The following is a 26,353-nucleotide window of genomic DNA, read 5'->3' on the forward strand; positions in this document are numbered from 1 at the left end:
CTTCGGCCGAGTGCCCGTTTTTGCGTAAATTGACACTACCACAGCGGGAGCAGGTGTATTGTTTAACTTCGCTTATCATCGGGCTAAGATAAGTCATCAGCGGCTATCTTACCACTACCCAGGAATAAATGGGTAGTCGATCAATAATTTATCCTGAGGGCGGGTTTGGGCGGCATTATGAGTAACCTCCTGCAAAATTTCACCCGTATGCCATAACAACCCGGTTAGATCCTGTGATGTTTCGATTGATAAAGCTTGCCGCTTGCCGCGCATTTCCATCAAATCGGCAAAAAGACTATACACTCGATATAACTGCTTTGGCTCATGTTTAAGAAATGTCTCAATCCAACGGACTAAGTAGGTATAAGCAATTGGCTGGCGAAGTGCGTCTACCGCTGAAAATTCGTATGAATTCAATAAAGCGGATAAACCTTCTAAAAAAGCCTGACGAGCACGATGCCGCCCTGTCGAAGCATTCAGTTGATTATTAACAAAGGCTGCTGCACTACCAATTTTACGTATAGAACCATCATGAAAGCCATCAAGTATATCGCTTAAGAAGTTGCGCCAATGTTCCGGTTTATAACTATCTGGAATTGAGTTCATAGGTAGTCAGATGCTCGTAGGTATTGAACCCTTCGTGAGATAATCAATCAATTTCACATACATCGAATCATTAATACGGGCATGTTCATTAATACGATCAAGTGTGATGTCTGATATAGCTACAGGTACAAACGTAATGGCATCGACAGGGATATGAGTAACTGCATATTCGGTATAACCATGTTGAAACGGCTCGCCTAACCGAATAGCTATACCATGAGCAGGTTGTGGAAGTTGGGGCTGAGGATCAAAAATAAGTTGACAAAACCCATCCACTACCGACGGAACGCGTATTGACTGTGGCGGTATCTGTGTGCAATCACACCGCAATAGCAGCAGGTTGTTTGAAAGCCAATCATTTGCAATGCCCACATGGTGGGCCAGGTCGACCATCCACTTATGCTGGAACGTCAGGTCAGCACCAACAAAGTAACGTGGTAAACGAACTGTAGGCTCAGGAAAATTAGTGGTCCACCATGAAAACTGCCGATAGGCAAAGAACTCTTTAACCCAATTTGATAGCGACAGCCAATCTTCGTCGTATTTATTACACAGGTCTTCCCAGATTTTTTGATAATTAACTTCCCGGCTGGTTTCAGCAGCCGGGATGTCGGTCCCAATACCAAATCCACCTTCCCGCATAGACTTGAACCGGCCTATGTGTTTACTAACGAATGACTGCAATGTTTCAATACGATACAAGTAGGGCTGGTCACCAATGTCGCCCACAACCCACTGCGCTCCCGGATCGTAATAAGCAACCTGGCGAGCCAATTCAGCATGAGGCATAGACTCTTTACCATACGGAATTAAGTTACATCTCTTCAAATATTGCCTGATTAGCTGAACCTCGTTCGTCAGATCAGGTTGACGTTCGGTTGCTATTGCACATCGCTCGTTGTAGAGCGATTCTCGTAAATGTGGCGACATGATGACATGACATGTGGTGTATAACCCTTTAAGTTATATACACTTCAATACACTCAATACCAACTGACGGTAATAGTTATTTAACGGTGGTTATTTGTACAAACCGCAGAAAATACAACAAAATGCAGAACGAAGTACCTGCGCCCGATCTGCTCTTGTTAAGCAGACAACGTTTGGCCATTTAGCAACAGAAACTCGATCAGCTATTGGTAAACTTGGTAGTTAGGCACTCTGGGTGCTGATGGCAACGGAGAAGTAGGCTTCCTCTCCACAAGAACTTGATTAGTGGGTGTACACCTTTACCGAATGCCCAGAAAAACCATCTGCTATTTACCAGGGTTAACCTGAAATTGGCACCGGTATTGCCCGACTGAATCGGCAGTATTACCCACAGAAGAGGCCGCACTTGTCTATCAAATGCGGCCTCTTCTACGTATAAACCTCTGCGGTTTTACTCCTTCTTGTATTGCTGAATAATCTTGTACAGCGCCTTCTGTTTTTCCAGTTCCGGGAAAAACTCGAATAGCTGAACATGCGCGTCATAATCGAGCGACAGGGCCGCTTCCAACTGAATCAGAGCCTCGCGGTAATGCCCCGCATGAATCAGGTAGACAGCCGAGCGATAATACAAATCGGCTTCGGTGGGCATGTCATTGATGCCCGACTGAATAATATCGTTGGCCCGCAGAAAATCGCCCTGATCGAAGGGCACCAGCGACCATGTCAGATACACGTCGGGATTTTCGGCATCAACTTCAGCCGCTTTCTCGAACGCTTCGACGCTCGACAACACATTCCCGACCTTGTATTCGGTTTCGGCGATGGCAATGTAATAATCGCCGTTCTGGTCGTTCAGCTTAACTGCTTTTTGCAGAAACGGCAACGCTTCATACCACTTGCCCGACTCGCTCAGACAAACGCCGATGCCATACCAGGCTTCGTCCCACAGGGGGTCTAATTTGATAGCCTCACGGTATTCTTTAATCGATTCGGGCAGGCGATCCTGTTTCTCTAAGCTAGCGCCGAGATGGCAAAAGGTATCGGCGGAGGCTTCTTCGTACTTCAGCGTCTCGCGGTAACATTGTTCGGCTTTCTCGAACAACCCTAAATTCATGTAGGTGTTGCCCAGGTTGAAGTGTGCCGAGGCAAAATCTTCCTTGATAATAATCGCGTAATCATACGCTTCGGCCGCTTCGGCATACCGCGCCAGCTTGCTGTAGGCAATGCCCATATTATACCAGGCATTGTACGAATAGGGGTCCGTATCAATCAGTTGCTGATAATACGACAGGCTGTTCTCCAGTTCGCCCGTCACGTCCAGACAAAACGCCAGTTCATACAGGGCGTTTTCATTGTTGATATTCAGCGCGATAGACTTCTTGTACTGTGTAATGGCTTCGTCGTATTTACCCCAGTTCTGGTAACTCTGGCCCAACTGAAACAGGATGTCATCCTTATCGTCGGCCTGGTCCAGCAGTTCTTCCAGCACCTGAATCGACTCCTCATAGCGACCGGCCATGTTCAGCACCGAGCCTTGCATGAACGGCACGTCGAGGTCGCCGGGGTTAAACAAAGAAGCCCGCTCCAGTAACTCCAGCGATTCGTCGAATCGTTGAAAATTAGCCAGAATCTGGGCTTTATCGAGCATTAACTCCAGCGCGTAGGGGAAGTTTTCCAAACCGGATTCGGCGGCTTTCAGGGCCTTGTCTAAATCGCCCTGGTTGAGGTAGTGCTCAACCATCTGCTCATAGACATCCAAATCGAAAAACTGGCTCTCCTGCTGGTCCAGCATCTGCTCGAAACGCCGGATTGATTCTTTAATATCGCCTTCTCGTTCTTCGAACTCTTGCTCCATTTAGAAAAAATTTACGAGGTACGATTCACGAGGTATGGTTTGTAACGTACTTAAAATGCACATCATAGATCATACCTCGTAGATCAGCGGATAGGGGCCGCGCCAATGGCGCGATTTATCCTTTGGCAGTGAAATATAAAACCAAAAAAGCGAAACTGCAACCCCCGGTCCGAAAATTTACGGGGCCGAAGCAGGGCTGCCAAACGCGTCTGCCACACGTTGTAATGTCTCGCTCAACGGTCGGTACTGAAAACGAAGCACTTGCTCGATTTTGTGACCATTGTATGCATATAACGAACTCGCCGACCTGGCCGTTTCGCGGGTGATGAGCGGGGCTTTCCCCATTATCCACGACCGCACGGCTTCCAGTGGCCAGAGCAACCGCGTCAGGGCGGGCGATATCCGCTTCGCTGGCGGACGCTTGCTCAGCGCGGCTGCTATCTGTTCTAACAACGAACGGTAGGGAATGGTGCCCCCATTCAGGATGTACCGCTGGGCTGTCACGTCGGACTGCATGAGCCGAACGAGCACGTCGGTCACATCGAGCACATCGACATAATTGACTAAGCCCGCCGGATAAAATGGCTTTTCGTCGGCTACGTACTTGATAAGTTGCAGGCTACTGCGGCTCCAGTCGCCCGCGCCCAGCACGATAGATGGATTCACCATAACGGCACGTAGCCCCTCGGCCACGCCCCGCCATACTTCCAGTTCGGCCCGGTACTTGGTTTTGGCGTAGGTCGAGTTATTGGGGGAATCTTCCCATTTCTGGCTCTCATCAATCAAAACGGGCTCGGTTGCATCCCCTCCTTTCGCCACTGGCCGGCCGATGGCTGCCACCGAACTGACATAGCCCAGTTTCCGCACACCAGCTTTCAAACACACATTCACGACGTTGGCGGTGCCTTCCACGTTAATGCGCTCCATGCGGTCGCGGTCTTTCGGCACAAACGAGACGATGGCTGCCGCATGAATAACCTCTGATTCGGCCTGGATGGCTGTTTCCAGCGATGGAATATCCAGCACGTCGCCTTCGTACCAGGTGATTTGGTGGGCTACATCGGCCAGCATTCCATAGCCGCTGTGGGGCCGGTACAACACCGAAACCGAATGCCCCCCGGCCAGATACCGCCGGGCAATGTGGGAGCCGATGAAACCGGTTGCGCCCGTAATGAAAACCGGATTAGGTTGTGAGGAGGTCATTCAAAATTCGTTCAAGCGTGAGGAAGCCCGGTGCCTGACGGGTGTGGAGGTCGGTAAGGAGTTTGTAATAGGCAGGATCTGTTTCAATGGTTGGTAATTTTGTTTGATTGCGGAAATGCTTCGTCCGATTGTAAAAGCCGTATATGCTTACGTCGATTTCCACACATTCAGCATTCCACAACAAGAAACTCTCAATAGCTTTATCGACAACAACAATGTGTTGATTCGTCATCGGATGCTTCCTCAAGAACAATCTATTCTCCTGCTCAACTGGCTCAAAAGCACTAAAAAAGCCTTTGCAACGCTTATGCAAGTCATCGTCGTTATCTACGATACCTACCAGCTTGTACTCACTGGCTCGGGGTGACATCATTGTATTACCAACTTCAGGACAGCCCTGGGCATGAATGCATAGTCGGGTATCAGGAAAAAAGAAGCGAATCAGAGCCGTGTCGGCATGACATTCGGCTACGAACTGAACAGACAACTCAGGCATTTGGCTCGTAGCGACTAAGATTGTAAAACAAGTCGATACTAAGATCACGGGCTTCCTGCAACTCGTCAGCGGTCAACTGCCGGACATGCGTTTGGTAATCTTTATAGTACGTGATATAAACAGCCAATTCTGATTCATCTAACTCATCAATCAACGTTTGCAGTAAGTAAGGACTATGCGTTGACACAAAAAACTGGTTTGTTTCACTGTACACCATGCGATGCGCCATTGCTTTCACATAAGGCGGAAACGAATGCACTTCCGGCTCTTCAAAAACGATGACTGAGTTTTTGTTGGATTCGATGGCCGTGATATAGAACATGAACCGCCGGAAGGTGTCGGCGATGGAGAAGAAAGGGTATTGCCAAACGTAAGGCCCGTCCTTTTTCTGGAGAATGAACTCCTGCTTTTCATCAAATAGCACAAGTTCCAACTGCTGTTCTGTAAACAGCTTCGCGAACTCAGCCCATAACTCTTTATTTCTTCTGACTACTGAATACAGATTCGGGCCGTTGGGAGGTAATAAGAAATTTTGAAACAGATTTTCAAATTCTATTAGGTTAGCAAAATCATATTTTTTCACTACCCTTAGCATCTCATTAAATTTCGCTCTTCTGTCTTTGTCATCAGGTGCTGAACCAGTTAATGAACCTGATTCATCGACTCTACGCCCTGCTTTAGCAGAAAGGGCTACCGCTCCTACAGAACGCCTTGCATCTATATTTACCTGAAATTCTTCTGTATCAAAAGCCCCTATCGAAAAAGATTTGAATTCTCCAGTCATCTCTTCACCGCTAAAAGTCTTAAAACCAAGACCTGGACTTATTGCTACTATCTTTGAATTTGACCCTACTTCAACAGATTTACTTGTATCAAAATCCCAGAACAAGTGTTTCATACTTTGGTACCTAACCGCCCCCTTTAAGAATTTACCAGTATCATACCCCGCCCCCAACAACCCCAATCCCTCCAGAATATTCGACTTTCCCACATTGGGCTTGCCAATGAAGACGTTCATCCGCTTGCAGTCCATCCGCAGGTCTTTGATGGACTTGAAGTTTTTGATTTCGACCCAGTTGAGGAAATTATTCGTATTCGGTGTGTTGTTCTCCATTGCGGCCCGGCCATACTGTTTACGTAAACATAACAACGTTCGGGCCTGAATTGCTAATTTTGCCCACCAATACCCTGATTATGTCTCTCGAAAATCCCCAACGCTATACCGTTACGGCGGCTCTCATCTACGCCAACGGCCCAATTCACATCGGCCACCTGGCCGGATGCTACCTGCCCGCCGACATGTACGTGCGCTACCTCCGCTCAACGGGTAAAGATGTTGCCTTCATCAGCGGCACCGACGAACATGGCGTACCCATCACCATCCGGGCTAAAAAAGAAGGCATGACGCCCCAGCAGGTCGTGGATAAATACTACGGCCAGATTAAGCAATCCTTTGAGGAGTTCGGCATCTCCTTCGATATTTATTCGCGCACCTCAAACCCGATTCATCACGAAACCTCGCAGGCGTTTTTCACGAAACTCTATGAAAAAGGCGATTTCGATGAGGAAGTGACTGAGCAGTATTACGACGAAGTAGCCGGGCAGTTTCTGGCCGACCGCTACATCGTGGGTACCTGTCCGGTATGTGGCAACCCGAATGCCTATGGCGACCAGTGCGAGCGCTGCGGCACGGCCCTCAGTCCGCTCGAACTGATTAACCCGCACTCGACGCTCTCCGGCTCGAAGCCCGTTCTGCGCCGGACCAAAAACTGGAACCTGCCACTGGACCGGATGCAGCCCGACATTGAAAAATACGTGAATAGCCACACGGAGTGGAAAACGAACGTAGCTGGCCAATGCCAGTCGTGGCTGAAAGAGGGCTTACGCCCCCGCGCCATGACCCGCGACCTCGACTGGGGCATTAAGGTTCCGCTGCCCGATGCCGAAGGCAAAGTGCTGTATGTCTGGTTCGACGCGCCCATTGGCTACATTTCGATGACCAAAGAGTGGGCCGAACAGCAGGGCCGCGACTGGGAACTGTACTGGCGCGATAAGCACACCAAACTTGTGCATTTCATTGGCAAGGACAACATCGTTTTCCACTGCATTATCTTTCCAGCGATGCTGATGGCCGAAGGCAGCTACATTCTGGCCGACAACGTGCCCGCCAACGAATTCATGAACCTGGAAGGCGACAAAATCAGTACGTCGCGCAACTGGGCCGTCTGGCTGCATGAATACCTGGAGGAATTACCTGGCAAGCAGGACGTGCTGCGCTACGTACTGGCGGCCAACGCCCCCGAAACCAAAGACAGCGAGTTTACCTGGAAAGATTTTCAGGCCCGTAACAACAACGAACTGGTAGCGGTGTTTGGCAATTTCGTGAACCGGGCGGTGGTGCTGACACAGAAATTCTGCGACAACCATGTACCCGTTCGGGGCGACCTGACCGACTATGACCAGCAGGTGCTGGACGAACTGGCACAATTTCCTGACCGTATTGGGCAGGCCATCTACCAGTTCCGTTTTCGCGAAGCCCTGGGTCACCTGATGGATTTGGCCCGACTCGGCAACAAATACTTAGCCGAAACCGAACCCTGGAAAGTGGTCAAAACCGATGCACTTCGAGTCAACACAATTCTGAACATCGCCCTGCAAATTTCGGCCAACCTGAGCATTGTCTGTGAGCCATTCTTGCCATTCACGGCCCAGAAACTCTGTAACCAATTGCAGATACGGGACCGGCTCGACTGGCAGAATGCGGGCCGCGCCGATTTATTAACTGAAGGCCATGAGTTAGGGAAAGGCGAACTACTCTTTGCAAAAATTGAGGACGACGAGATTACCAAACAGATTCAGAAACTGCTGACTGCCAAACGAATGAACGAGTTAGAAGGGTCCGGCCATCCGGTTAAAACGGTGCCGGAACTTCGGGCGGAGATTACCTACGACGATTTTGCCAAAATGGACATCCGCATCGGCACGATTACCGAAGCCGAACGGGTGCCGAAAAGTGACAAGCTTCTGAAATTGAAAGTAGACGACGGCTTAGGCGGGCGGCAGATTCTGAGCGGAATTGCCAAACATTTTGCGCCCGAAGAAGTCATTGGCAAACAGGTCACATTTCTGGCCAACTTAGCCCCGCGCAAGATGATGGGTTTCGAGTCGCAGGGCATGATTCTAATGGCTGAAGACCGCGATGGAAAACTGTCACTCATCGCCCCACCTGATTCGGTCTGGAACGGCGGAACGGTGTCATAGCCATTCATGGTCAATCTATCGGCACATTCTGCCCCGACCAGATTTTTTAGCCGTCCAGTCGGTCGTCGGGGCATTGCTCGATTGTTACACTGAACGGGGCCAGCTACTTTAATTGTCACCAGCAAATAGTAACTTTTGATAAAAACAGAAACCAGTCATGGAAGCGAAACAGAAAAAATCCCTGACACCTGAAGCTATTTTTGCCTGGCTCGAAGAAAGGCAGGAATATAAAAAGCAAAAGCAACTTTAGTTTCAGAAAGACTGTGAGTCGGGTAAAATCAACGAATTGCTGAAGAATGCAAAACCAGTCAATCGGTGATTACCCGTTTTACTTAGTTGACGATACCTATTATTTCGTCACTAATGACAGACGCAGTTATTCAATGGAATTCACTGAACAACCTTTCTTCGCTGAAGAAGAATATGCTTACGCCCGGAATACATAGGAAGTCTTTTTGCGAGTAGAGAAAGCGCCACCGGCCTACGCCACCGACCAAAAAATCGGCGTTACCGTAACGGCGATCATTCAGGATTTTGTGGCCAAAGATTCATGGCGAATTGTATTCTTCACCTGCGACACAACTGATGGACGACAGTTTGCCCGCTTTCAGAAATTTTCACTCTGGTTTTCCGAGTTTCAGGACGGTCGATTTGGACGATATAATGAACGGATAATCAATCAGCGGACGGGCAAAGTATACCTGATTATGATGCTTCTTCGAAACGACAACCCTAATCGGGCTAACATCATCCTGTCTTATTTTGACCTGACTGCTCAGCTTCGCGCCCAAAAATAACTCACCCCTTTATCGCATGGTCGGTTGGCACATTCTGGCCCGACCATATTTTTTTAGCCGTCCAGTCGGTCGTCGGGGCTGACCAGAACGGGTCTGACGTGGGCAAACCAAGCGGCAGAAACGCCACCGAGCATAAATACAAACTCCCCGTCGAGATATAGGTTTCTCCGATAGCAGGCTGATGCCCACACAGCCCAATCTGTAGCCAGCCTTTTGCATCGAACGTACCGGGCGCGTCCATTGTCCGGTGAATGACGGCGGTCAGGGCTGAACGTACCTGATTAGGCGCTAATTCAGGGGGAAGATTCCCCTGCAAAGCGACCTGCGCCAGTGCCTGAAACGCTCCGCACCGATAGGCCAGCGACCGCCCGAAAGCCGCAAAGGAGCCATCGGGAGCAATAAGCCGCTCCTGCACAGCCGCGTAGCGTTGGGCGCGGGCCAGCAGGGTTTCGTACAAACCCTTGTCGGCTTTTCCCGCATCAGACAGGGTTTTGACCACGTCCAGCAGCATCGGCTGAATGACGTAGCTGTTGTAGTTATCCCAGTGAAAATCAGGCCCATCGCCATAAGCGCCATCGCCCTTGTACCAGGCCAGATGCTGCCGAATGGCATAATCCATCCGCATCTCGTCGCCGTAGCCGGTGTATTTCAGTAGAGCCGCTTCGACCATCGCGCTGAACAAAATCCAATTGTTATAGCCCGGTTTGATAACCCGGCTCGATTGCAGCGCCTTCGCGACATTGGTTTGCTCAGTAGTGCTCAGGGCATTCCACAACTTCGGCGACCGAATTAGCCCGTGTGCCAGAAAAGCTGCATCGACTAAGGGCTGGGCATTCTTCGTAAAATTCAAATAATCGGGCGACTGTGGATTCACGCCGTTAGCAATCGCCTGGCGGGATAAATCGAGGTAACGCTGTCGTGAAAGACTTTCCTGCACGTTATCGTCGGCACTGAGTTCCAGCCAGGGAGCCAGGCCCGCCATTGTCCGGCCGAGGGCTTCGAGGTGCGACACAACAATGCGCCCCGGCTGCTGCCCCGGCGCCGACTCAACCGGCATGGTGGCTTTCAGTCGGTTTTGGGCCAGTGCCGACAGCACCGGGTCGGCAATTTTCAGGAGGATTTGCAGCCAGTAGGCCCGATCATCGTCGGCGGCTTTAGGACCCGAAGCAACTGAAATTAAAGCCTTGTTGTCGATGGGTAAACTTACGGGTATGACGGCGGCTAACCGGGCAAATTGTCGGCGATTCATGACGGGGGTTATTCAGGTGGTTAGTTACCAAAGTGGCAGCAGAGCCTGTTTTTACTGCTTTTTATTGCCAACGACAAAAGCTGAAACGTTCGGCCCAAAAACGCTGTTACCCAACAAACTCGTCCTTTTTGCTTTCCGTGAACGAAGAACAGAAAAGTCCCGGTCGGATTTTCGACCTGGCCATTCTCCGGCGGCTCTACGCCTTTGTAAAGCCGTATCAAACCAGATTTTATCTGCTTATCGGTATCATCATGCTGGCGGCCTGCTTAGCGCCCCTGGCGCCCCTGCTGATTCGACATACCATCGACAACGTGATTGCCGTGGGCGACCATCAGCAATTAACGCTGATGCTGGTGCTAATGATTGGGGTTCTGATCGCCCAGGCCATCATCCAGTTTTTAAATACGTATCTGTCGGGTTGGCTGGGGCAGTATGTTATCCGCGATATTCGGACGCAGTTGTACCGAAAAATCCTGAACCTGCGGCTAAAATTCTTCGACAATACGCCCATTGGCCGGTTGGTAACGCGCTCCATTTCCGACGTTGAAACCTTAGCCGACGTGTTCAGTGAGGGCATGGCCGCCATTGCGGGTGATATTTTGCAACTGACGCTGATCATTGGCGTGATGTTCTACACCGACTGGCGACTGGCGGCCATCAGCCTGTCGACGATTCCGCTGATGCTGTTCAGCACCTATGTGTTTAAGGAAAAAATCAAAAAGTCGTTCAACGAAGTACGCACCGCTGTAGCCAACCTGAACTCGTTTGTGCAGGAACACATTACGGGCATGAACATCGTCCAGATTTTCGGCAGCGAGAAAATTGAAGCCGCGAAGTTCCGGGCGATCAATACCGAACACCGGGCGGCCAACATCCGCTCCATTTGGTACTACTCAGTGTATTATCCCGTTGCCGATATTATTTCGGCGGTGGCAGTGGGCTTAGTCGTTTGGTACGGGGCTACCCAGATTATTCATTCCGATGTTACGTTCGGGACGGTTACGGCCTTTGTGATGTTCATCAACCTGTTTTTCCGCCCCATTCGGATGCTGGCCGACCGGTTCAACACCCTCCAGATGGGCATTGTCAGCACCGACCGGATTCTGAAACTGTTAGACAGCGATGAGTTCACGGTGAACAACGGCAGCTACACCCCCGCAACGCTTCGGGGCGAGGTTGAATTCAAAAACGTTTGGTTCGCCTATACCAACGAAGACTGGGTGCTGCGGGATATTTCATTCCGGGTCAATGCGGGCGAAACAGTTGCCTTCGTTGGCGCAACGGGGGCGGGCAAATCGTCAATCATCAGCCTGTTAAGCCGGTTTTATGACATCAACAACGGCGAAATCCGGGTCGATGGCGTAGATATACATGCCTACGAACTCGGCCATTTGCGCCGGAATATTGGGGTGGTGCTGCAGGACGTTTTCCTGTTTTCGGACACCATCGAAAATAACATCACCCTCGGCGATAAACGCATTAGCCGGGAGAAAATAGTTGAAGCCGCCAAGTTAGTGGGCGTTGATGAGTTCATCGAGCGATTGCCGGGCGGCTACGACTACAACGTCATGGAGCGGGGGGCAACGCTCTCGGTTGGGCAGCGGCAATTGATTTCGTTCGTGCGGGCGATGGTGCAGGATCCCAAAATCATCGTGCTTGACGAAGCGACGTCATCGGTCGATACCGAAACCGAAGAGATGATTCAGGACGCTATCGGCAAGCTGATGAAGGGCCGAACCGCTATCGTGATTGCTCACCGGCTCTCGACCATTCAGAAAGCGGATAACATTATTGTGGTCGATAAAGGCCGAATTGTTGAGCAGGGTAACCACGAGGAACTGCTTCAGCAGGAGGGCTTCTACGCCAACCTGTACCGGATGCAGTATAAGGAAGTTGTGTAAAGAACCATCGGCAGCAGTAGCCTGTTTTCTGTATAGTTAGAGTAAAAGCCTATCACGTATGCCTACGCCTATTACAACCAAAACGCCCGCAAAGCCGAAACGAAAAATTCCGGATTACTTAGTGTATGAGGTTATGGACGGCAAGCCCATTTATTACCGGGGCTATCAGTCGGTGCTTAACAAAACCAAAACCTTAGAGGATATTATGGGCTGTAGTTCGCTTCAGGCAGAATTAGTTAGTTATGTGTTATCGGTTATTTATCAGTTCATTGACCGCAAAAAGTATCGGGTTTATACCAACGAAATCGGCAACCACATTGATACAAACAATAATCTCTCGAACGACATCGCCATTTTCGACAAAGCCGTACTGACCCCTGATAAGATTAACAAAAAGCATCCCGACGTACCACCCAAAATCGTTATTGAAATCGACACCGAGGCCGACGTTTCGGAACTGACTGGTTTTGGCTACATCTACAAAAAATCGAAAAAACTGCTTGACTTCGGTGTCGAACGTATCATCTGGATCATGATTAACACCCAGACCGTGACGGTTATTGAACCCAGTTCCAACGGGGCACCGCGCGACTGGCAGGTACGCGAATGGAATACCGACATCGAGCTGATGGATGGCCACACCTTCAACATAGCTAACTACCTGGCCGAAGAAGGTATTGTGGTAGTCGAATAAGCCTGGCCGTCTACTTTACGGCCGCAGATCATCTTCTTCCTCATCCAAACCGCCACCCGTCATTCCTTCTGTAATTACTTTGTGACCAGACACATTTGGTGTCTCGTTCATGGGGCCGGGGCCGCTGCCATCGAGCGCGTAGGCAATTGAATCAGCCAGTTTATCGGGTGCAAGCTTTGCTTCTTGTTCTTCTTTGACAGGTTCAGGATACTGTTCGTTGGCGTCCTGGTCGATCACTTCTTCGTCGGCATTGGGGTCGTTTTCCATGCCGGTTGGCACGCGGCTGGGGTCGGTGCTGGTCAGATCGCTGGCATCGGGAATGAGGTATCGCATGGCTGTTGATGAGTTGGATTCTATTCTATAACTCGCTCAGTAGCCTGGCTGTTTAAGATGCTTTCATGGCTTAATAAGAGAATTTGGCCATTTGATTCACGGCGCAAGGTTTAATTCGCCTTTTCCAATTTTTCATTAGACTTCTTTTTCTTGATCCAGAACTTCCGCTTCTTTAGTGAGCGTTTCCTTTTCGTGGGGGGCAGTGTGTTCTTGTTAACTTGTTATGCTACTTTATCTGCCTGGTCAATCTTGTCAGGGATTACAATTACCTTAGTTTCCCTTATAAACAGAGCTCAGAAACCCAATTACTCTTCGGTTTGCTTTTGCATCAGTATTTTATCAATCCGGCTTTTATCCATATCCATAATCTCAAACTGGTAGCCGTGCCAGACAAACGACTCGCCCGTTTGCGGAATGTCTTTCAGGATGTGGAGGGCAAAGCCGCCAAGCGTGTCGAAGCCGGTTAGGTCGCGTCGGACCAGCGCCGTCAGGGTAATCGAAAAATACGCCAGAAAATCCTCGAAAGGCAACTGAGCGTCAATCAGATAGCTCCCGTCTCCGCGTTCGCGAATTTCGTAGTCGGAATGGATGTTGTCGTTGATATCGCCCACCAGCACGTCTAAAATATCGTTGAGCGTAATTACACCCAGCACCCCCCCGTATTCATCGACAATGATGCCCACATACTGCTTTCGTTCCCGAAACCGTTCCAGCACCTGGTAAGCCCGGTTGTTTTCAGGCACAAATAATACGTCACGCTTGATGTTATCTAAATAAAGGAGTTCGTTATCGAGGTCTTTGCCCAAAAAATCTTTTGTGTAAATCAGCCCCACCACTTCATCGACGCCCCCGTTGCAGAGTGGAAATACCGAGTGCCTGTATTCCAGAATTTTGGCCCTGTTTTCGGCGGGTTCGTCCTCCAGGTCGAGGTAAATGATTTCCTGCCGGTTGGTCATCAGGGAGGTGATTTTACGGTCGCCAAGCTGAAATACATTCTGCACAATTTCCTGCTCGATTTCCTCAATTGCTCCGCCGGATGTGCCTTCCTGAATCAGGCTTTTAATTTCTTCCTCCGTTACGGCGCTTTCGTTGGGCTTGATTTGCAGGATTTTGAGCAGCACATCGCTCGACAGGGTCAGGAGTGCAATAAAGGGTGATGTCAGTTTTGACAACAGAATCATTGGTCCGGCCATTGTTTTGGCGATGCCTTCGGGATTGGACAGACCGATGCGTTTAGGCACCAGTTCACCCAATACGAGCGAGAGGTAGGTGAGCAGCAACAGCACTAAACCAACCGCCACCGCGTGGGCATAGGGCTTTAGAAACGCTACCTGAGCCACGGCATTCTGAACATCGGTCGTTAATTTATCGCCCGAAAAAATACCCAGCAAAATACCGATCAGGGTGATGCCAATCTGCACCGTCGATAGAAAGCGATTGGGTGAATTCGACAAATCGAGAGCAACCTGCGCCCGGCGGTCACCGTTCTTAGCGGCTGTTTCTAACTTCGATTTTCGCGAGGAAACCAGAGCGATTTCTGACATCGAGAAAACCCCGTTCAGAATCGTTAATAACAGAATAATGAGAATTTCCACAAAGGAAGGTAATTGGCCTGGCGTAAAAATACAAAACGGAACTCGTTTAAACGGAGTATAGTCGTGCTACACACCATTGCTTTTGCTATTTTTACCACCCGAACCGTACATAACTCAATGATTGTTTTTATTAATGACCGCCCGATCCGGCTCGTCGGCTCCAGGGCTGCTGCTCAACGAACGGCCGCTGCTTCGGCAAATCGCCCGGTCTTACCTGATTACGACCATATTGTCGATGCCCGTCTGGAGGCTCTTAAAGCTGATTCGCTGAACGGACATCTGTTATTGCTCAACGCCACACCGGCCACTATCAGCAAGTTGCTTACCCTGCTTCAAAAAACAGATGACAGCCCGCTCCTGTCGGTAACGCTGGGTTGTTTAGATAAGGAAGCCTGTGAGGAAGCCATGAAAAAACCATTTCGGGTGGTGAAAGCCGCTGGTGGGGTTGTGTCAAAAGGCGCTAAAACACTGCTTATGTTTCGGCGGGGCGTGTGGGATTTGCCAAAAGGCAAATTAGACGATGGCGAATCGTCGCGCCAGGCAGCGGCCCGCGAAGTAGAAGAAGAAACCGGCGTTCGGGTACGGGTTGGCGAACGTATTTGCACGACCTGGCACACCTATGCCCTCAACGGCAATCGCATCCTGAAACGCACCAAATGGTATCGGATGAGCGTGTTGGACGATAGTCGTATGGCTCCGCAGATCGAGGAAGACATTGACCAGTTGGCCTGGCTCGATGGGCGTGAAACCAAACTGGCCCTGACGAACTCCTTTAGTTCGATCCGCTATGTGATTGATGAAGCCACGAAAGGACTACCAGTGCAGTAAGGGCCATAGTTGGTAGGACTACCGTTGATTACTCCTGATTATCGACCATCAACTATCGACTTATCTAACTGATACGGCAGGAACTCATCAACATCCTGCCCGTAGCGATGCAGGTCGCGGATGATGCTCGAACTAATGGGCGCCAGGTGGGGCGATGTGATCAGGAATACGGTTTCGATTTCCTCGTAAACGTACCGGTTAACCTGCGAAATTCCGTTCTCGTACTCAAAATCAGTGGTGTTCCGCAACCCCCGCAACAGGAATTTTGCGCCGATATCGCGGGCTACATTCGCCGTCAGGTCGTCGTAGCTGATTACCCGCACGGCCGGGTGGTGGTGAAAGGCCCGTTCAATCAGCCCCATTATCTGCTCCAGCGCAAAGTACCGCTCCTTACGGGTATTCCGCCCGATGCCGATGACAATCTCATCGAACAATTGTAAACCGCGTAAAACAATATCTTCGTGCCCTCGTGTGAAAGGGTCAAACGAGCCAGGAAAGAGAGCGATGCGTTTCATCTTTTGGAATTAGTGACGGGGCCGCCCGCGCGGTGAGTGAATGAGTGAATATTAATTGCGTTAGCTATTCACTCATTCACTCATTCGCTCATTAAACCAAGTCCGTATAAGTTTAAATAGCGATGGTCGGGCAAGTCGTCAAATCCGGCAGCCAGTGTTAAACCAGCAGGTGCCTGACCAAATAACAAGTGTGGCAGAAATCGACTTAACTCAACGTAGGCTTCAGCAAAGGGCGTGATTTCTCCATAAAGAGACACCCTGATGGTTTCAGGGTTTAGTTTCTGCTCATCCAGCACATACAGGATGTAGTAGGTTAAATCCTGCACGTTTCTGTAGCCGAACCGATTGCAGTAGCGCAGTTTATGCTCACTACGACATATAACCGTTATAAATTCATCTTCAAAATATAAATAAACATTGATTGGCATCAGGGAACTGCGGTCAAGGTTGGCCGTAGCCAGCAGTAAGGCGCTGGTTTGATGAACAAAGGTTATCGGCTGGAGCGGGTATATCTCCGAAAAATAATCAGCTAATGGATGATCCAGCGAAAACACCGACAGGAATCCCTCGGCTTCGTGGTCGTAAGTGAGGGTAAATTCATGAGCCGGTAACTCGCTGCCCCGCATAAGGGCCAGGTAACTACCAGCATATTCTTTGCGAAAAAGCGGCTTGGGTACCAGGGTGAACGATGGCGAATTAACCCCAATGCGAATCTGTTGCCAGGGACCGGACGATAATAGGGCGTGACCACGAAAGACGTCGGGCAAAACGCTCGTCAGTGGCCGGTCGTTTAGCAGCGATGGAACTGTATAATCTTCGAGATAGATGGCCCGTCTGCGTTTATCCTGTACCAGCAACCGAAACCGGTCCCGCCCCACTTCTAAGCACAGCGTTGAGGTAGCGGTTTGTCTTGGATCGAATGAGTCGGAACGGACAGCTACAGTGGGAAGGAGGGTCACAGCGATTTGCACAACTTCGAACAACTGAATTTTATGGGTAAGAACAGGCAATATAGCAAACAGGAAGTTGATTGCTTCGCACTTTAGCCCTATAAATAAAAAGTAAAGTACTAAAACGGTTATTCGTGTAAATAGCCGCGCAGGCGAAACACATCATCGAGCGAATCGCAATAACGGAACAGAGCGTGTACTTCTTCGGAGGGGTAGCTTTTTATTTCCTCAAAACTCATCAGCCGAACCTCCTCGATGATCTGCTCATCGACGCTCATCTCCGGATCAAATCCCTGCTGAAGTGCCCCTCCTGTCACCTTTACGGCAAAAAACAGTTCCAGAGCATGGAGGGGCGGCTGCATGAATTCGTTGACAAAAAGCAGTTCGCCAATTTCCACTGCCAAACCCGTCTCTTCAATAAATTCCCGGATCAAAGCGTTGGGAGCGGTTTCGCTAAACTGAGCACCACCACCCGGCGGGCACCAGAACGTATCGGTTGGGCCAATGCCCCGGTGTTTAACCATCAGCAACCGGTCGCCCTCGCGGTATAAGCCGCAAACCCGCAGCCGCAGCCGGTTTCCATAGAGTTTCTGCACCTCCTGCCGAGGGCTGTCAAGAACTTGCGCCACAGTGTCATGAATATTTGGGGACGCAAAGGTAAGTTTTTAATGATAAATTATGACGGGGCCGCCCGTGCAGTATGAAATGGAAGATACAGGCACTATCATTCATCACCGCACGGGCGGCCCCGTCATAATTTATCATTAAATTAATATGGGCTACCCGAAATATAGCTTTCGAGGGAGTCTATGCGGGTTTTCTGGTCGCGAATAATGGCCGTAACCACATCATTAATAGAGATAATCCCCATCAATTCACCTTTATCCATTACGGGCAGGTGGCGAATGTGCTTATCCGACATGATGACCATGCAATCGTCTAAGCTTTGTTCAGGCTCGATGGTGATCACGTTTGGTGTCATCACATCAGCAACGAGGGTATCATCGGAGTGCCGATCTTTCAGGACAATCTTGCGGGCATAGTCACGCTCGGAGAAAATACCCGTCAGAATACCTTTATCAACAACCAGTACTGCACCGATATTTTTCTCAGCCATTAGTTTGAGAGCCTCCAGTACGGTTTGATCCGACGAGACCGAATAGAGGGCATTTATCTTTTTGCCCTGGAGTATTTGACGTATGTTCATCAGGTAGAAGGGATTAGTTGGCGGGTGAATATAGTAAAAAAGGAGCAGGGTGCAAGGCGCAGGATGCAGGGAACAGAAATTAAGTTAAGCAGCCTTCCATGCCCCGCGCTCCCTGCTCCCTGCCCCTTGCTGCTCTGCCCATTTTTTCGTAAATTAGAACCATGAACGAAACCGAAACAGCCGCACATCTGCTGGCTAAACGATTCCCTTTTAAACCCACTTCTGGTCAGGAACAATTCTTCGAGCAAATTGGCGCGTTCATCACTCACGAAGATTATGAACACTACCGCGACTGTTTTCTGCTGCGCGGATATGCCGGTACGGGCAAGACGACGCTCGTCGGTACGCTTATTAAAGTGCTGCCCCGGTTTGGCTATAAATCGGTTCTGCTGGCCCCCACGGGTCGGGCGGCCAAAGTAATGACCAACTATGCCAAGAAGTCCGCTCAAACTATTCACCGGAAAATTTACCGGCAGGTGGCCGACCCCGGTTCGGGAACACTCGCCTTTCAGCGGCAGAAAAACTACCATGAAGACACGCTTTTTATCGTTGATGAGGCTTCGATGATTTCGGATGAGGCTGACTTTGGCGGAAAAGGGCTGCTAACCGACTTGGTGGATTACGTATTCGAGAATAAAGGCAATAAACTGATGCTGGTGGGCGATACGGCCCAGTTGCCGCCCGTTGGCCGCGAACTAAGCCCCGCCCTCGACCGGGGGTTCCTGTCCAGTACGTTCGATATGACCGTGTATGAGCAGGAACTGACCGAGGTGATGCGACAGGAAGAAGAATCGGGCATTCTCTACAATGCAACGGGCCTGCGAATACTGCTTGACAATGATAGCTCACCTACGCCAAAAGCGGTTGGTTTCGATGCGTTGTTGAGCGACAACGCCCCCCATTTGGCGGGCGATGCACCCAATATTCAACTTAATGTCCGGTCGTTTACGGATATTTATAAAATGCCGCTGACTAAGCTGGAAGATGGTATCCGGTATGCGTATGATAAATACGGTCGTGAGAACACGGCCATTATCTGCCGTTCGAATAAGACGGCTGTTCAGTATAATCAGTTTGTCAGGCGGATGATCGACCAGTGCGAGGAAGAACTCGACGCGGGCGATATGCTCATGATTGCCCGCAACAACTATACCGTGCTGGACGAAGACTCACCAGCGGGATTTCTGGCCAACGGCGAATTTGCCGAAGTGCAGAAAATTCGTAATAAAGAAGAAATGCACGGCTTTCGCTTCGCAACAGTCACCCTTCGGCTGGTCGATTACGAAGAACAGCCCGATTTTGACGCCAAGATTATGCTCGATACGCTGCATACGCCGGTGCCGTCGTTAACATCCGACCAATATAAGGCGTTATATGAGAGTGTGATGAAAGATTACTTTTACATTAAGAGCAAGAAAGAGCGATCCGAAGCCATCCGTCATGACCCCTATCTGAACGCCTTGCAGGTAAAATTTGCGTATGCACTCACATGCCATAAAGCCCAGGGCGGTCAGTGGAGTGCGGTGTTTGTCGATCAGGGTTTTTTGCCCGATGGGCAGGTAAACGACGAGTTTGTGCGCTGGCTTTACACCGCCCTGACCCGCGCCACTGATGAAGCGTTTCTGATGAATTTTAATTCACAGTTTTTTACATAACCTCATAAACCTTTTAGGCTTCAAAAACCTAAAAGGTTTGAACGGATACATTTATGTCTCTCGAATGGCTTATGAGTGCCTGTATTGGCGTTGGTTTGGCTGCCTGCTGCGGCTTTCGGGTGTTTGTGCCCCTGCTCATTGCCAGCGCGGCCACCAAACTCGGCATCATTGGCGCTATGACCGGCTTCGAGTGGCTGGGCGGGTGGCCTGCGCTGCTGGGCCTGTCGGTCGCAACGGTTTTTGAACTTGGCGCCTACTACATTCCCTGGCTCGATAACCTGCTCGATACCATTGCTACCCCTGCGTCGGTCATTGCCGGAACGCTGCTCAGCACCTCATTTCTGCAAATCGACAACCCCGTGCTGCATTGGGGACTGGGACTCATCCTCGGCGGCAGTTCGGCAGGTATTGTTCAGGCCGGAACCAGCCTGCTGCGGCTCGGCTCTACCGCAACAACGGGTGGGGTGGGCAACCCAATTGTCGCAACGGGCGAGAACGTGGCCTCGTTTAGTCTGTCGCTCTTTACTATTTTTCTGCCATTGGTTGGGGCCTTTTTAATTGGCCTGGTTGTCATTTTTATTCTGGGATGGCTGGTATCCCGCCGGAAGGTCTGGTTTACGCGGGCTTCCGGCAAGCAGGTCGGCGGGTCGTCAATCACCCGGATTACACGCAGCAATGGGCGGGTTTGAGGTATGAACGAACTCTTTCCATTTTATTCCATTGGCCATTTTATTAATCAACCGGCTAATCCAACTGAGTTCGAAATCACCCGATTCGAGGAGATGGACGAGCCGGAGGTAGACGACCCGCATAAACACACCTTCTACGAGATAATTTGGTTTGACGCGGGAACAAGCCGCCAAACCATTGATTACCAGGAATACGACATTGCGCCTGGAACTCTCTTTTTTATCTCGCCAGGGCAATTGCACTTATTTGAAGAATGGCAGCCCTTAGTTGGCGGCTGTATATTTTTTACTGAAGACTTCCTGCTGCTACACGCTACCGACAAAAACAAGCTGTTTGAATTAAGCTACTTAGACAATCTCTACGCGAAGCCTTTACTGCAGCCCGACGAACTAACCTACCAGGAAATAAGGCATACCATCGACCTGCTGATAATGGAGAAAAACCGGTCGTCTTATTCAGTTAGCCTTGCACCGTCGCTACTCTTGATTCTGCTAACCCAAATCCAGCGGTGTATTGATGCTAAAACGGAACAACCTCCTCCCAAGAAGTCAATTGTGATTTACAAAAACCTTAAAAAACTCATTGACGCTCACTTTACTCAACCGCTAACCGCCAGCGACTACGCCAACCGACTTCATATGACTCAACATCATTTGAACCTCATTGTGAGGCAGGTAACGGGCAAAACCACCAGTGAATTAATTCGGGCGCGGAGTATGCTGGAAGCCAAACGGATGCTGACTTTTTCTGATTATACGATTACGGAAATTGCCGCCGAATTGGGTTATTTCGATTCGTCCTATTTCGCCAAACTGTTCCGCACCGAAACAGGCCTGTCGCCGGGAAGGTTTAAGCAAATCGTGTCCGAAAAATACCGAAGAAGGTAGTTTTTGTTATAACAGGCAGGGGTCGTATGGCTGCAACTTTGTATCGCAGTGCTAACCAACAGCTTATTATGATTACGACAGAACAGCAGATTTCGGCCGCATTAGACGATCTGATTGCTATGATGGCAGCAGGCAAACCCCTGGAAGCCTTTGAAAAATTCTACCACGATGATGTAGAAAAAACCGATTTGGATGGCATAATGCACACCGGCAAAGCCGCGAATAAACAGGTTGGGATTGAACTCTTATCGAAAGTAAAAACAGTACGCGATTTTACGGCAGTCGGAAAAGTAGTGAAAGGAAACAGAAGTTTCCTGGTTTGGTCGCTCGACTTTGACCATGCGGATAATGGACCCGTTACCGTTACAGAAGTAGCCATTCAGGATTGGCATGATGGAAAAATAATCAAAGAAAGATACGTAGCCTGAAGCACAGTCTTAAATCAATGACCCATCTACAAGCTGGTAAAAAGTATGGTACCAAAAATTTGGCTTATCACCGGTATATCGAGCGGTTTAGGAAAGGCATTGGCCGATGAAGTCATTGCGAACGGAGATTTTGTGATTGGTACGTTCAGAAACGACAGGCAGGTAGATACGTTTAATGAGTCGCATCAGGGCAAAGGGTACGCAATTCTACTGGACATTACGAAGGCCTCTGAAATCAAAACGACATTCGAGACCGTTAACGAAAGGTTTGGCAAACTCGATGTATTAGTAAATAATGCCGGAGTAGGATTCGCCGGTGCTATTGAAGAAACAAGTATTGACGAAGCAAGAGCCGTTTTTGACGTCAATTTCTTCAGTGCTTTAGAAATTACGAAAGCCTTTCTTCCGCTATTTCGCCAACAAAAAAAAGGCCATATTGTACAAATATCCTCGCATGGTGGCCTGAAAGCATTTCCTGGTTTTGGCATCTACAACGCCAGTAAGTTTGCACTCGAAGGCTTTAGCGAGGCCCTTGCCGCCGAAGTAGCTCCGCTCGGCATTCACGTAACTCTCGTCGAACCGGGGCCTTTTCGGACCAATTTTGCCGGCCATTCGTTTCGAGAAGCCTCCCTGCAACTGACTGATTATGAATCAACAGCGGGTGCTTTCCGTGAACGGATGCGGCAGGTGAACGGCCAACAGGAAGGAGACCCGAAGAAGGCGGCAAAGGCGATCATTGATCTTGTCGGTTCAGCATACCCACCGCTGCGAATGCCATTAGGGAAAATTGCCCTCGCAACTATCACGTCGAAGATAGAAAGCGTCCAGCGCGATGTAAAAACCTGTCGTGAGGTGGCTGAACAGGCCGTTTTTGACTGACTTGTGCCTGTTTGTTTCAGGTAAAATTTGTGGAGTACCTGTGCGTTCAATTACTTCTCGAACTCAACAGCAAAGTTATATTTTCACACTACGGTTAAAGAATCAACAGCCGGACGCTCGCCCGGCTGTTGATTAAAATTGCTTTGTAGCCTCTTACAGTGTCGCCACCGTTCGGCGTACAAAGGCGGTCAAATCGGCGCCGGTAAGCATATTTTGCGAGAGAAGAGCCAGGTCATACACCTGCTTAACCAATGATTTCTGAACGTCAGCATCCGCTTCGGCCAGAATTTTAGTCGTCAGCGAATGGTTCGCATTTACGACGACATTGTAGGTCATCGGGAAATTACCGTAGAACGATTGTTCGCCCGATAAGGCCGACATGTCTTTCATTCGGCGCATAAACTCCGGCTGGGTGATCGTCACAGGTAGTTCATCGGTTGGTTGAGCTTCCACACTCACGTTAAGCAGTTTGTTGTCTAAAACCTGCTCGAAAACCTCCTTTAGTTTCGTCTGATCGGCTTCCGACAAAACGCTCTCGTTGTTCAGCCCTTTGTCGATCAGTTTGTCGAGCGTATCGGCATCGACACGAACGAAATGAATTTTTTCGAGTTTTTGCTCCAGCGCGTTGATGAAGTGCGAGTCGATGACATTATCCATCAACAGCACATCGTACCCCCGCCTGCGTGCCGATTCGATGTAGGCGTCCTGCTGTTTCCGGTCGGAGGTGTAGAGCAGCACGACGGTTTCGTTCTTATCGGTTTGATTGGCCTGGATTTTCTCCCGATACTCGTCGGGTGTCGAAAACTCACCTTCAGTGTTTTTGAGCAGGACGAAGTTTTTAGCCTTCTCCCAGAATTTCTCGTCGCTCAGAATGCCATATTTGATAAACAGGCCAATATCATCGAATTTTTCCTCAAATGCCTTGCGGTCGGCATTGAACAGGTCATTGAGTTTATCGGCCACTTTGCGGGTGATGTAGCCATTAATTTTCTTAACGTTGGCATCGGCCTGCAGGAAACTCCGCGATACGTTCAGGGGAATATCCGGCGAGTCGATAACGCCATGCAGCATCATCAGGAAGTCGGGCACAACATCTTTCACCTCGTCCGTAATAAACACCTGCCGGCTGTAGAGCTGAATTTTCTCGCGCTGAAACCGCAATTCGTTTTTGATGCGCGGGAAATACAGAATACCAGTCAAATTGAACGGAAAATCGACGTTCAGGTGAATCCAGAACAGCGGTTCCTCGCTCATTGGATACAATTCCCGATAGAACGTCTTATAGTCCTCATCGGTTAGTTCCGCAGGCGCTTTCGTCCAGATAGGCGTGGTGTTGTTCACCGTTTCCCCATCGAGAGCAACCGGCACAGGCAGGAACCGGGCGTATTTGTCGAGGATACTTCGCAACCGGCCTTTGTTGAGGAACTCTTCAGAATCGGGCGCGATGTGCAGGATAATGTCCGTTCCGCGTTCGGCCCGGTCGGCGGGGGTCAGTTCAAACTCGGTCGAGCCATCACAAACCCAGCGGGCCGCTTCAGCGTCTTCCCGGTACGATTTCGTAATGATTTCGACTTTCTCGGCCACCATAAATGCCGAGTAGAAACCTAAGCCAAAGTGTCCGATAATCTGGCCTTTATCATCGGTTTTGTCTTTGTATTTTTCCAGAAAATCTGACGCGCCGGAGAAAGCAATCTGGTTGATGTATTTCTTGATTTCATCGGCTGTCATTCCGATGCCGTTATCGCTGACGGTGATTGTTTTGGCTTCCTCATCGAGCAAAACGGTTACCTTCAAATCACCCAGTTCGCCCCCAAATTCTCCAAATGAGGTCAGTTGTCGCAGTTTTTGGGTAGCGTCTACGGCGTTGGAGACCAGTTCGCGCAGGAAAATCTCATGATCGGAATACAGGAATTTCTTAATGATCGGGAAGATATTCTCGGTATGGATGGAAATCTGGCCCCGCGTGGACTCGCCTTTTTCGTTCTGTATGGCTTCCATAAGGTTTTGTCAAGTATGGTTAATGTCTGTCGGATGTTCATCAAATCCTGTTCCAGAGCGGGCCAGTCTGACAGATTGACAGACATCAATGATTTGTAAACAAATACAGAAAATAATATATTTATAACCATGAAGCGTCAACACACGAGACAAGCCAGCCAGTATGACAAGATTTTAAAAGAAAACCTGGAAGCCACTATTCCCGCTCTAATTGAAAAAGTACTTAACATTCACCCGGTTCTATCGGAAGAACTCCCTGATGATCTGCAACATACAAAAGAACGGAAGCCAGATGCTCTGAAGCGCATTACAGACCAGTCGGGTCAGCTATTTGTTCTGCACCTTGAGTTCCAGTTAGCCAATGAGCCAAAGATGATTCATCGAATGCATACGTACTGTGCGATGTTACTGGAACAGTATGAGATTCCGGTTCGGCAGTATGTTTTCTATCTCGGACCAACCCCGGCGCGTATGCCAACCAGCCTGACAACCAACGACCTGTCGTTTCGCTACAATCTCATTAGCTTTCAGGAGCTTGATTATCGACTTTTTCTCACCTCCGAAACGCCGGAAGTAATTCTGCTGACCATATTAGCTAATTACCAACCGCAAGAATCACCAATGGTTATGAAACAATTGCTGACTAAACTTGATGAAACTGCCGATGGCCCGTTGGTGTTTCAGAAATACATCGCGCAATTGCGGGTTCTGGTTCAATTGCGTAATTTACAACCACTTTTAGACGCTGCAATGGATAACCTAACCAAATACGTAAACGAGCAAAACGACCCTTTCTACGTGAAAGGTCGTAATTTGGGATTCTTATTAGGTACAGAGAAAGGCATTCAGGAAGGACTCCAAAAGGGCATTCAGGAGGGATTGCAAAAGGGGATTCAGGAGGGATTGCAAAAGGGGATTCGGGCAGGAGAAGAAAAGGGAGAAAGCAAAGCGCAATTCCAATTGATAAAAAACCTGCTGGCTGAAACAGATTTTTCTGATGACAAGATTGCTCACTTAGTTGGCGTTACGCTGACGTTTGTGCAAGACGTTCGGCGCGTTTCAGCCTCTAATTAGCGTGTTTTGTGCCTGGCTTAACCTACACTGACATCACCCTCGCCCAGTTCGACGCGCTCCGGCAACAACCCGATATAGCCCTTGTTGATGTACGCGATGAGTGGGAGTTTGAGGAATTCAACATCGGCGGGCTGAATATTCCCCTACCCGACATTCGTGCCCGCAAAACCGAACTTCTCCCCTACGGCTCGCTGATTATTATCTGCACGAACGGCGCTCGGAGCCGGGTGGCCGCCAAAGATTTCCTGCGCCAGCCAGAGTTTCAGCACAAGACAATCTACCATTTGCACGGCGGTATTATTGAGGCCGTCGATTGAGTTGA

26 protein-coding genes are annotated in these 26,353 nt (G+C 49.5%); 12 read left to right on the forward strand and 14 right to left on the reverse strand.

Going from position 1 to position 26,353, the window contains the following annotated elements; all coding sequences use genetic code 11:
- Positions 1-114: 114 nt before the first annotated feature.
- From ACYVI1_RS23415 to ACYVI1_RS23440, 6 genes are all read right to left on the reverse strand, one after another.
- Positions 115-606 carry a hypothetical protein gene (locus ACYVI1_RS23415; RefSeq protein ID WP_460913276.1) on the reverse strand — a complete coding sequence of 164 codons (492 nt, stop codon included), beginning with the start codon at positions 604-606 and terminating at the stop codon, positions 115-117.
- Positions 607-612: 6 nt separating this feature from the next.
- A complete protein-coding gene (locus tag ACYVI1_RS23420; protein WP_460913277.1) occupies positions 613-1,536 on the reverse strand; it encodes a hypothetical protein in 924 nt (307 codons plus the stop codon).
- 451 nt (positions 1,537-1,987) lie between these two features.
- Positions 1,988-3,391 carry a tetratricopeptide repeat protein gene (locus tag ACYVI1_RS23425; RefSeq protein ID WP_460913278.1) on the reverse strand — a complete coding sequence of 468 codons (1,404 nt, stop codon included), beginning with the start codon at positions 3,389-3,391 and terminating at the stop codon, positions 1,988-1,990.
- Between the two features lie 177 nt (positions 3,392-3,568).
- Positions 3,569-4,594 carry an NAD-dependent epimerase/dehydratase family protein gene (locus ACYVI1_RS23430; RefSeq protein WP_460913279.1) on the reverse strand — a complete coding sequence of 342 codons (1,026 nt, stop codon included), beginning with the start codon at positions 4,592-4,594 and terminating at the stop codon, positions 3,569-3,571.
- A complete protein-coding gene (locus tag ACYVI1_RS23435) occupies positions 4,575-5,090 on the reverse strand; it encodes a hypothetical protein (RefSeq protein WP_460913280.1) in 516 nt (171 codons plus the stop codon). The genes ACYVI1_RS23430 and ACYVI1_RS23435 overlap by 20 nt, the downstream gene beginning before the upstream one ends.
- Positions 5,083-6,204, reverse strand: coding sequence for an AAA family ATPase (locus tag ACYVI1_RS23440; RefSeq protein ID WP_460913281.1), 1,122 nt, complete (start codon positions 6,202-6,204; stop codon positions 5,083-5,085). The genes ACYVI1_RS23435 and ACYVI1_RS23440 overlap by 8 nt, the downstream gene beginning before the upstream one ends.
- A gap of 80 nt (positions 6,205-6,284) precedes the next feature.
- Here ACYVI1_RS23440 and metG point away from each other — a divergent pair, with 80 nt between their 5' ends.
- A complete protein-coding gene (metG, locus tag ACYVI1_RS23445; protein WP_460913282.1) occupies positions 6,285-8,351 on the forward strand; it encodes a methionine--tRNA ligase in 2,067 nt (688 codons plus the stop codon).
- Between the two features lie 455 nt (positions 8,352-8,806).
- Entirely contained in the window at positions 8,807-9,148 is a 342-nt protein-coding gene (locus ACYVI1_RS23450) for a DUF6169 family protein (protein ID WP_460913283.1), read from the forward strand.
- A 1-nt stretch (position 9,149) separates the two neighbouring features.
- Here ACYVI1_RS23450 and ACYVI1_RS23455 read toward each other — a convergent pair whose 3' ends face one another.
- Positions 9,150-10,397, reverse strand: a complete 1,248-nt coding sequence (locus tag ACYVI1_RS23455; RefSeq protein WP_460913284.1) for a DUF2264 domain-containing protein — start codon at positions 10,395-10,397, stop codon at positions 9,150-9,152.
- 137 nt (positions 10,398-10,534) lie between these two features.
- On the opposite strand from ACYVI1_RS23455, the gene ACYVI1_RS23460 reads away from it, so the two are divergent.
- Both ACYVI1_RS23460 and ACYVI1_RS23465 read left to right on the forward strand, forming a co-directional pair.
- A complete protein-coding gene (locus tag ACYVI1_RS23460) occupies positions 10,535-12,298 on the forward strand; it encodes an ABC transporter ATP-binding protein (protein ID WP_460913790.1) in 1,764 nt (587 codons plus the stop codon).
- A 58-nt stretch (positions 12,299-12,356) separates the two neighbouring features.
- Positions 12,357-12,992, forward strand: coding sequence for a Uma2 family endonuclease (locus tag ACYVI1_RS23465; protein ID WP_460913285.1), 636 nt, complete (start codon positions 12,357-12,359; stop codon positions 12,990-12,992).
- Positions 12,993-13,007: 15 nt separating this feature from the next.
- Here ACYVI1_RS23465 and ACYVI1_RS23470 read toward each other — a convergent pair whose 3' ends face one another.
- Positions 13,008-13,325, reverse strand: a complete 318-nt coding sequence (locus ACYVI1_RS23470) for a hypothetical protein (RefSeq protein WP_460913286.1) — start codon at positions 13,323-13,325, stop codon at positions 13,008-13,010.
- A gap of 305 nt (positions 13,326-13,630) precedes the next feature.
- On the reverse strand, positions 13,631-14,920 hold the full coding sequence (locus ACYVI1_RS23475) for a hemolysin family protein (RefSeq protein WP_460913287.1): 1,290 nt from the start codon (positions 14,918-14,920) through the stop codon (positions 13,631-13,633).
- Between the two features lie 117 nt (positions 14,921-15,037).
- Here ACYVI1_RS23475 and ACYVI1_RS23480 point away from each other — a divergent pair, with 117 nt between their 5' ends.
- A complete protein-coding gene (locus tag ACYVI1_RS23480; protein WP_460913288.1) occupies positions 15,038-15,748 on the forward strand; it encodes an NUDIX hydrolase in 711 nt (236 codons plus the stop codon).
- 38 nt (positions 15,749-15,786) lie between these two features.
- On the opposite strand, the gene coaD is transcribed toward ACYVI1_RS23480, so the two are convergent.
- The 4 genes from coaD to ACYVI1_RS23500 all read right to left on the reverse strand — a co-directional run bounded on the left by coaD (position 15,787) and on the right by ACYVI1_RS23500 (position 18,420).
- Entirely contained in the window at positions 15,787-16,263 is a 477-nt protein-coding gene (gene coaD, locus ACYVI1_RS23485) for a pantetheine-phosphate adenylyltransferase (RefSeq protein ID WP_460913289.1), read from the reverse strand.
- An 80-nt stretch (positions 16,264-16,343) separates the two neighbouring features.
- On the reverse strand, positions 16,344-17,222 hold the full coding sequence (locus tag ACYVI1_RS23490) for a DUF3822 family protein (RefSeq protein ID WP_460913290.1): 879 nt from the start codon (positions 17,220-17,222) through the stop codon (positions 16,344-16,346).
- Positions 17,223-17,341: 119 nt separating this feature from the next.
- Positions 17,342-17,842 carry an NUDIX domain-containing protein gene (locus ACYVI1_RS23495; protein WP_460913291.1) on the reverse strand — a complete coding sequence of 167 codons (501 nt, stop codon included), beginning with the start codon at positions 17,840-17,842 and terminating at the stop codon, positions 17,342-17,344.
- 140 nt (positions 17,843-17,982) lie between these two features.
- Positions 17,983-18,420, reverse strand: a complete 438-nt coding sequence (locus tag ACYVI1_RS23500; RefSeq protein ID WP_460913292.1) for a CBS domain-containing protein — start codon at positions 18,418-18,420, stop codon at positions 17,983-17,985.
- Positions 18,421-18,581: 161 nt separating this feature from the next.
- On the opposite strand from ACYVI1_RS23500, the gene ACYVI1_RS23505 reads away from it, so the two are divergent.
- The 5 genes from ACYVI1_RS23505 (at position 18,582) to ACYVI1_RS23525 (ending at position 22,959) form a co-directional block, all read left to right on the forward strand.
- The gene (locus ACYVI1_RS23505) at positions 18,582-20,075 is read left to right on the forward strand and encodes an ATP-dependent DNA helicase (protein ID WP_460913293.1); all 1,494 of its coding nucleotides are present in this window, start codon (positions 18,582-18,584) and stop codon (positions 20,073-20,075) included.
- Between the two features lie 53 nt (positions 20,076-20,128).
- The gene (locus ACYVI1_RS23510; protein ID WP_460913294.1) at positions 20,129-20,764 is read left to right on the forward strand and encodes a DUF4126 domain-containing protein; all 636 of its coding nucleotides are present in this window, start codon (positions 20,129-20,131) and stop codon (positions 20,762-20,764) included.
- Between the two features lie 3 nt (positions 20,765-20,767).
- Positions 20,768-21,652 carry an AraC family transcriptional regulator gene (locus ACYVI1_RS23515; protein WP_460913295.1) on the forward strand — a complete coding sequence of 295 codons (885 nt, stop codon included), beginning with the start codon at positions 20,768-20,770 and terminating at the stop codon, positions 21,650-21,652.
- 68 nt (positions 21,653-21,720) lie between these two features.
- Positions 21,721-22,080, forward strand: coding sequence for a SnoaL-like domain-containing protein (locus ACYVI1_RS23520; protein WP_460913296.1), 360 nt, complete (start codon positions 21,721-21,723; stop codon positions 22,078-22,080).
- A 45-nt stretch (positions 22,081-22,125) separates the two neighbouring features.
- A complete protein-coding gene (locus tag ACYVI1_RS23525; protein ID WP_460913297.1) occupies positions 22,126-22,959 on the forward strand; it encodes an oxidoreductase in 834 nt (277 codons plus the stop codon).
- Between the two features lie 153 nt (positions 22,960-23,112).
- On the opposite strand, the gene htpG is transcribed toward ACYVI1_RS23525, so the two are convergent.
- Positions 23,113-24,957 (reverse strand): molecular chaperone HtpG, encoded by a 1,845-nt coding sequence (htpG, locus tag ACYVI1_RS23530; protein ID WP_460913298.1) that lies wholly within the window; start codon positions 24,955-24,957, stop codon positions 23,113-23,115.
- 129 nt (positions 24,958-25,086) lie between these two features.
- Here htpG and ACYVI1_RS23535 point away from each other — a divergent pair, with 129 nt between their 5' ends.
- The gene (locus tag ACYVI1_RS23535) at positions 25,087-26,031 is read left to right on the forward strand and encodes an RpnC/YadD family protein (RefSeq protein WP_460913299.1); all 945 of its coding nucleotides are present in this window, start codon (positions 25,087-25,089) and stop codon (positions 26,029-26,031) included.
- An 8-nt stretch (positions 26,032-26,039) separates the two neighbouring features.
- A complete protein-coding gene (locus tag ACYVI1_RS23540) occupies positions 26,040-26,348 on the forward strand; it encodes a rhodanese-like domain-containing protein (protein WP_460913300.1) in 309 nt (102 codons plus the stop codon).
- Positions 26,349-26,353 lie beyond the last annotated feature (5 nt).

The organism is Spirosoma areae, from assembly GCF_054781775.1.

What these genes read in the sequence shown, in the direction of transcription:
- ACYVI1_RS23420 (WP_460913277.1), bottom strand. Translation starts at nt 1,536, where the DNA reads ATGTCGCCACATTTACGAGAATCGCTCTACAACGAGCGATGTGCAATA.
- ACYVI1_RS23505 (WP_460913293.1), top strand. Translation starts at nt 18,582, where the DNA reads ATGAACGAAACCGAAACAGCCGCACATCTGCTGGCTAAACGATTCCCT.
- ACYVI1_RS23440 (WP_460913281.1), bottom strand. Translation starts at nt 6,204, where the DNA reads ATGGAGAACAACACACCGAATACGAATAATTTCCTCAACTGGGTCGAA.
- ACYVI1_RS23535 (WP_460913299.1), top strand. Translation starts at nt 25,087, where the DNA reads ATGAAGCGTCAACACACGAGACAAGCCAGCCAGTATGACAAGATTTTA.
- ACYVI1_RS23525 (WP_460913297.1), top strand. Translation starts at nt 22,126, where the DNA reads ATGGTACCAAAAATTTGGCTTATCACCGGTATATCGAGCGGTTTAGGA.
- ACYVI1_RS23510 (WP_460913294.1), top strand. Translation starts at nt 20,129, where the DNA reads ATGTCTCTCGAATGGCTTATGAGTGCCTGTATTGGCGTTGGTTTGGCT.
- metG (WP_460913282.1), top strand. Translation starts at nt 6,285, where the DNA reads ATGTCTCTCGAAAATCCCCAACGCTATACCGTTACGGCGGCTCTCATC.
- ACYVI1_RS23515 (WP_460913295.1), top strand. Translation starts at nt 20,768, where the DNA reads ATGAACGAACTCTTTCCATTTTATTCCATTGGCCATTTTATTAATCAA.
- ACYVI1_RS23520 (WP_460913296.1), top strand. Translation starts at nt 21,721, where the DNA reads ATGATTACGACAGAACAGCAGATTTCGGCCGCATTAGACGATCTGATT.
- htpG (WP_460913298.1), bottom strand. Translation starts at nt 24,957, where the DNA reads ATGGAAGCCATACAGAACGAAAAAGGCGAGTCCACGCGGGGCCAGATT.
- ACYVI1_RS23435 (WP_460913280.1), bottom strand. Translation starts at nt 5,090, where the DNA reads ATGCCTGAGTTGTCTGTTCAGTTCGTAGCCGAATGTCATGCCGACACG.
- ACYVI1_RS23455 (WP_460913284.1), bottom strand. Translation starts at nt 10,397, where the DNA reads ATGAATCGCCGACAATTTGCCCGGTTAGCCGCCGTCATACCCGTAAGT.
- ACYVI1_RS23500 (WP_460913292.1), bottom strand. Translation starts at nt 18,420, where the DNA reads ATGAACATACGTCAAATACTCCAGGGCAAAAAGATAAATGCCCTCTAT.
- ACYVI1_RS23480 (WP_460913288.1), top strand. Translation starts at nt 15,038, where the DNA reads ATGATTGTTTTTATTAATGACCGCCCGATCCGGCTCGTCGGCTCCAGG.
- ACYVI1_RS23425 (WP_460913278.1), bottom strand. Translation starts at nt 3,391, where the DNA reads ATGGAGCAAGAGTTCGAAGAACGAGAAGGCGATATTAAAGAATCAATC.
- coaD (WP_460913289.1), bottom strand. Translation starts at nt 16,263, where the DNA reads ATGAAACGCATCGCTCTCTTTCCTGGCTCGTTTGACCCTTTCACACGA.
- ACYVI1_RS23430 (WP_460913279.1), bottom strand. Translation starts at nt 4,594, where the DNA reads ATGACCTCCTCACAACCTAATCCGGTTTTCATTACGGGCGCAACCGGT.
- ACYVI1_RS23465 (WP_460913285.1), top strand. Translation starts at nt 12,357, where the DNA reads ATGCCTACGCCTATTACAACCAAAACGCCCGCAAAGCCGAAACGAAAA.
- ACYVI1_RS23470 (WP_460913286.1), bottom strand. Translation starts at nt 13,325, where the DNA reads ATGCGATACCTCATTCCCGATGCCAGCGATCTGACCAGCACCGACCCC.
- ACYVI1_RS23415 (WP_460913276.1), bottom strand. Translation starts at nt 606, where the DNA reads ATGAACTCAATTCCAGATAGTTATAAACCGGAACATTGGCGCAACTTC.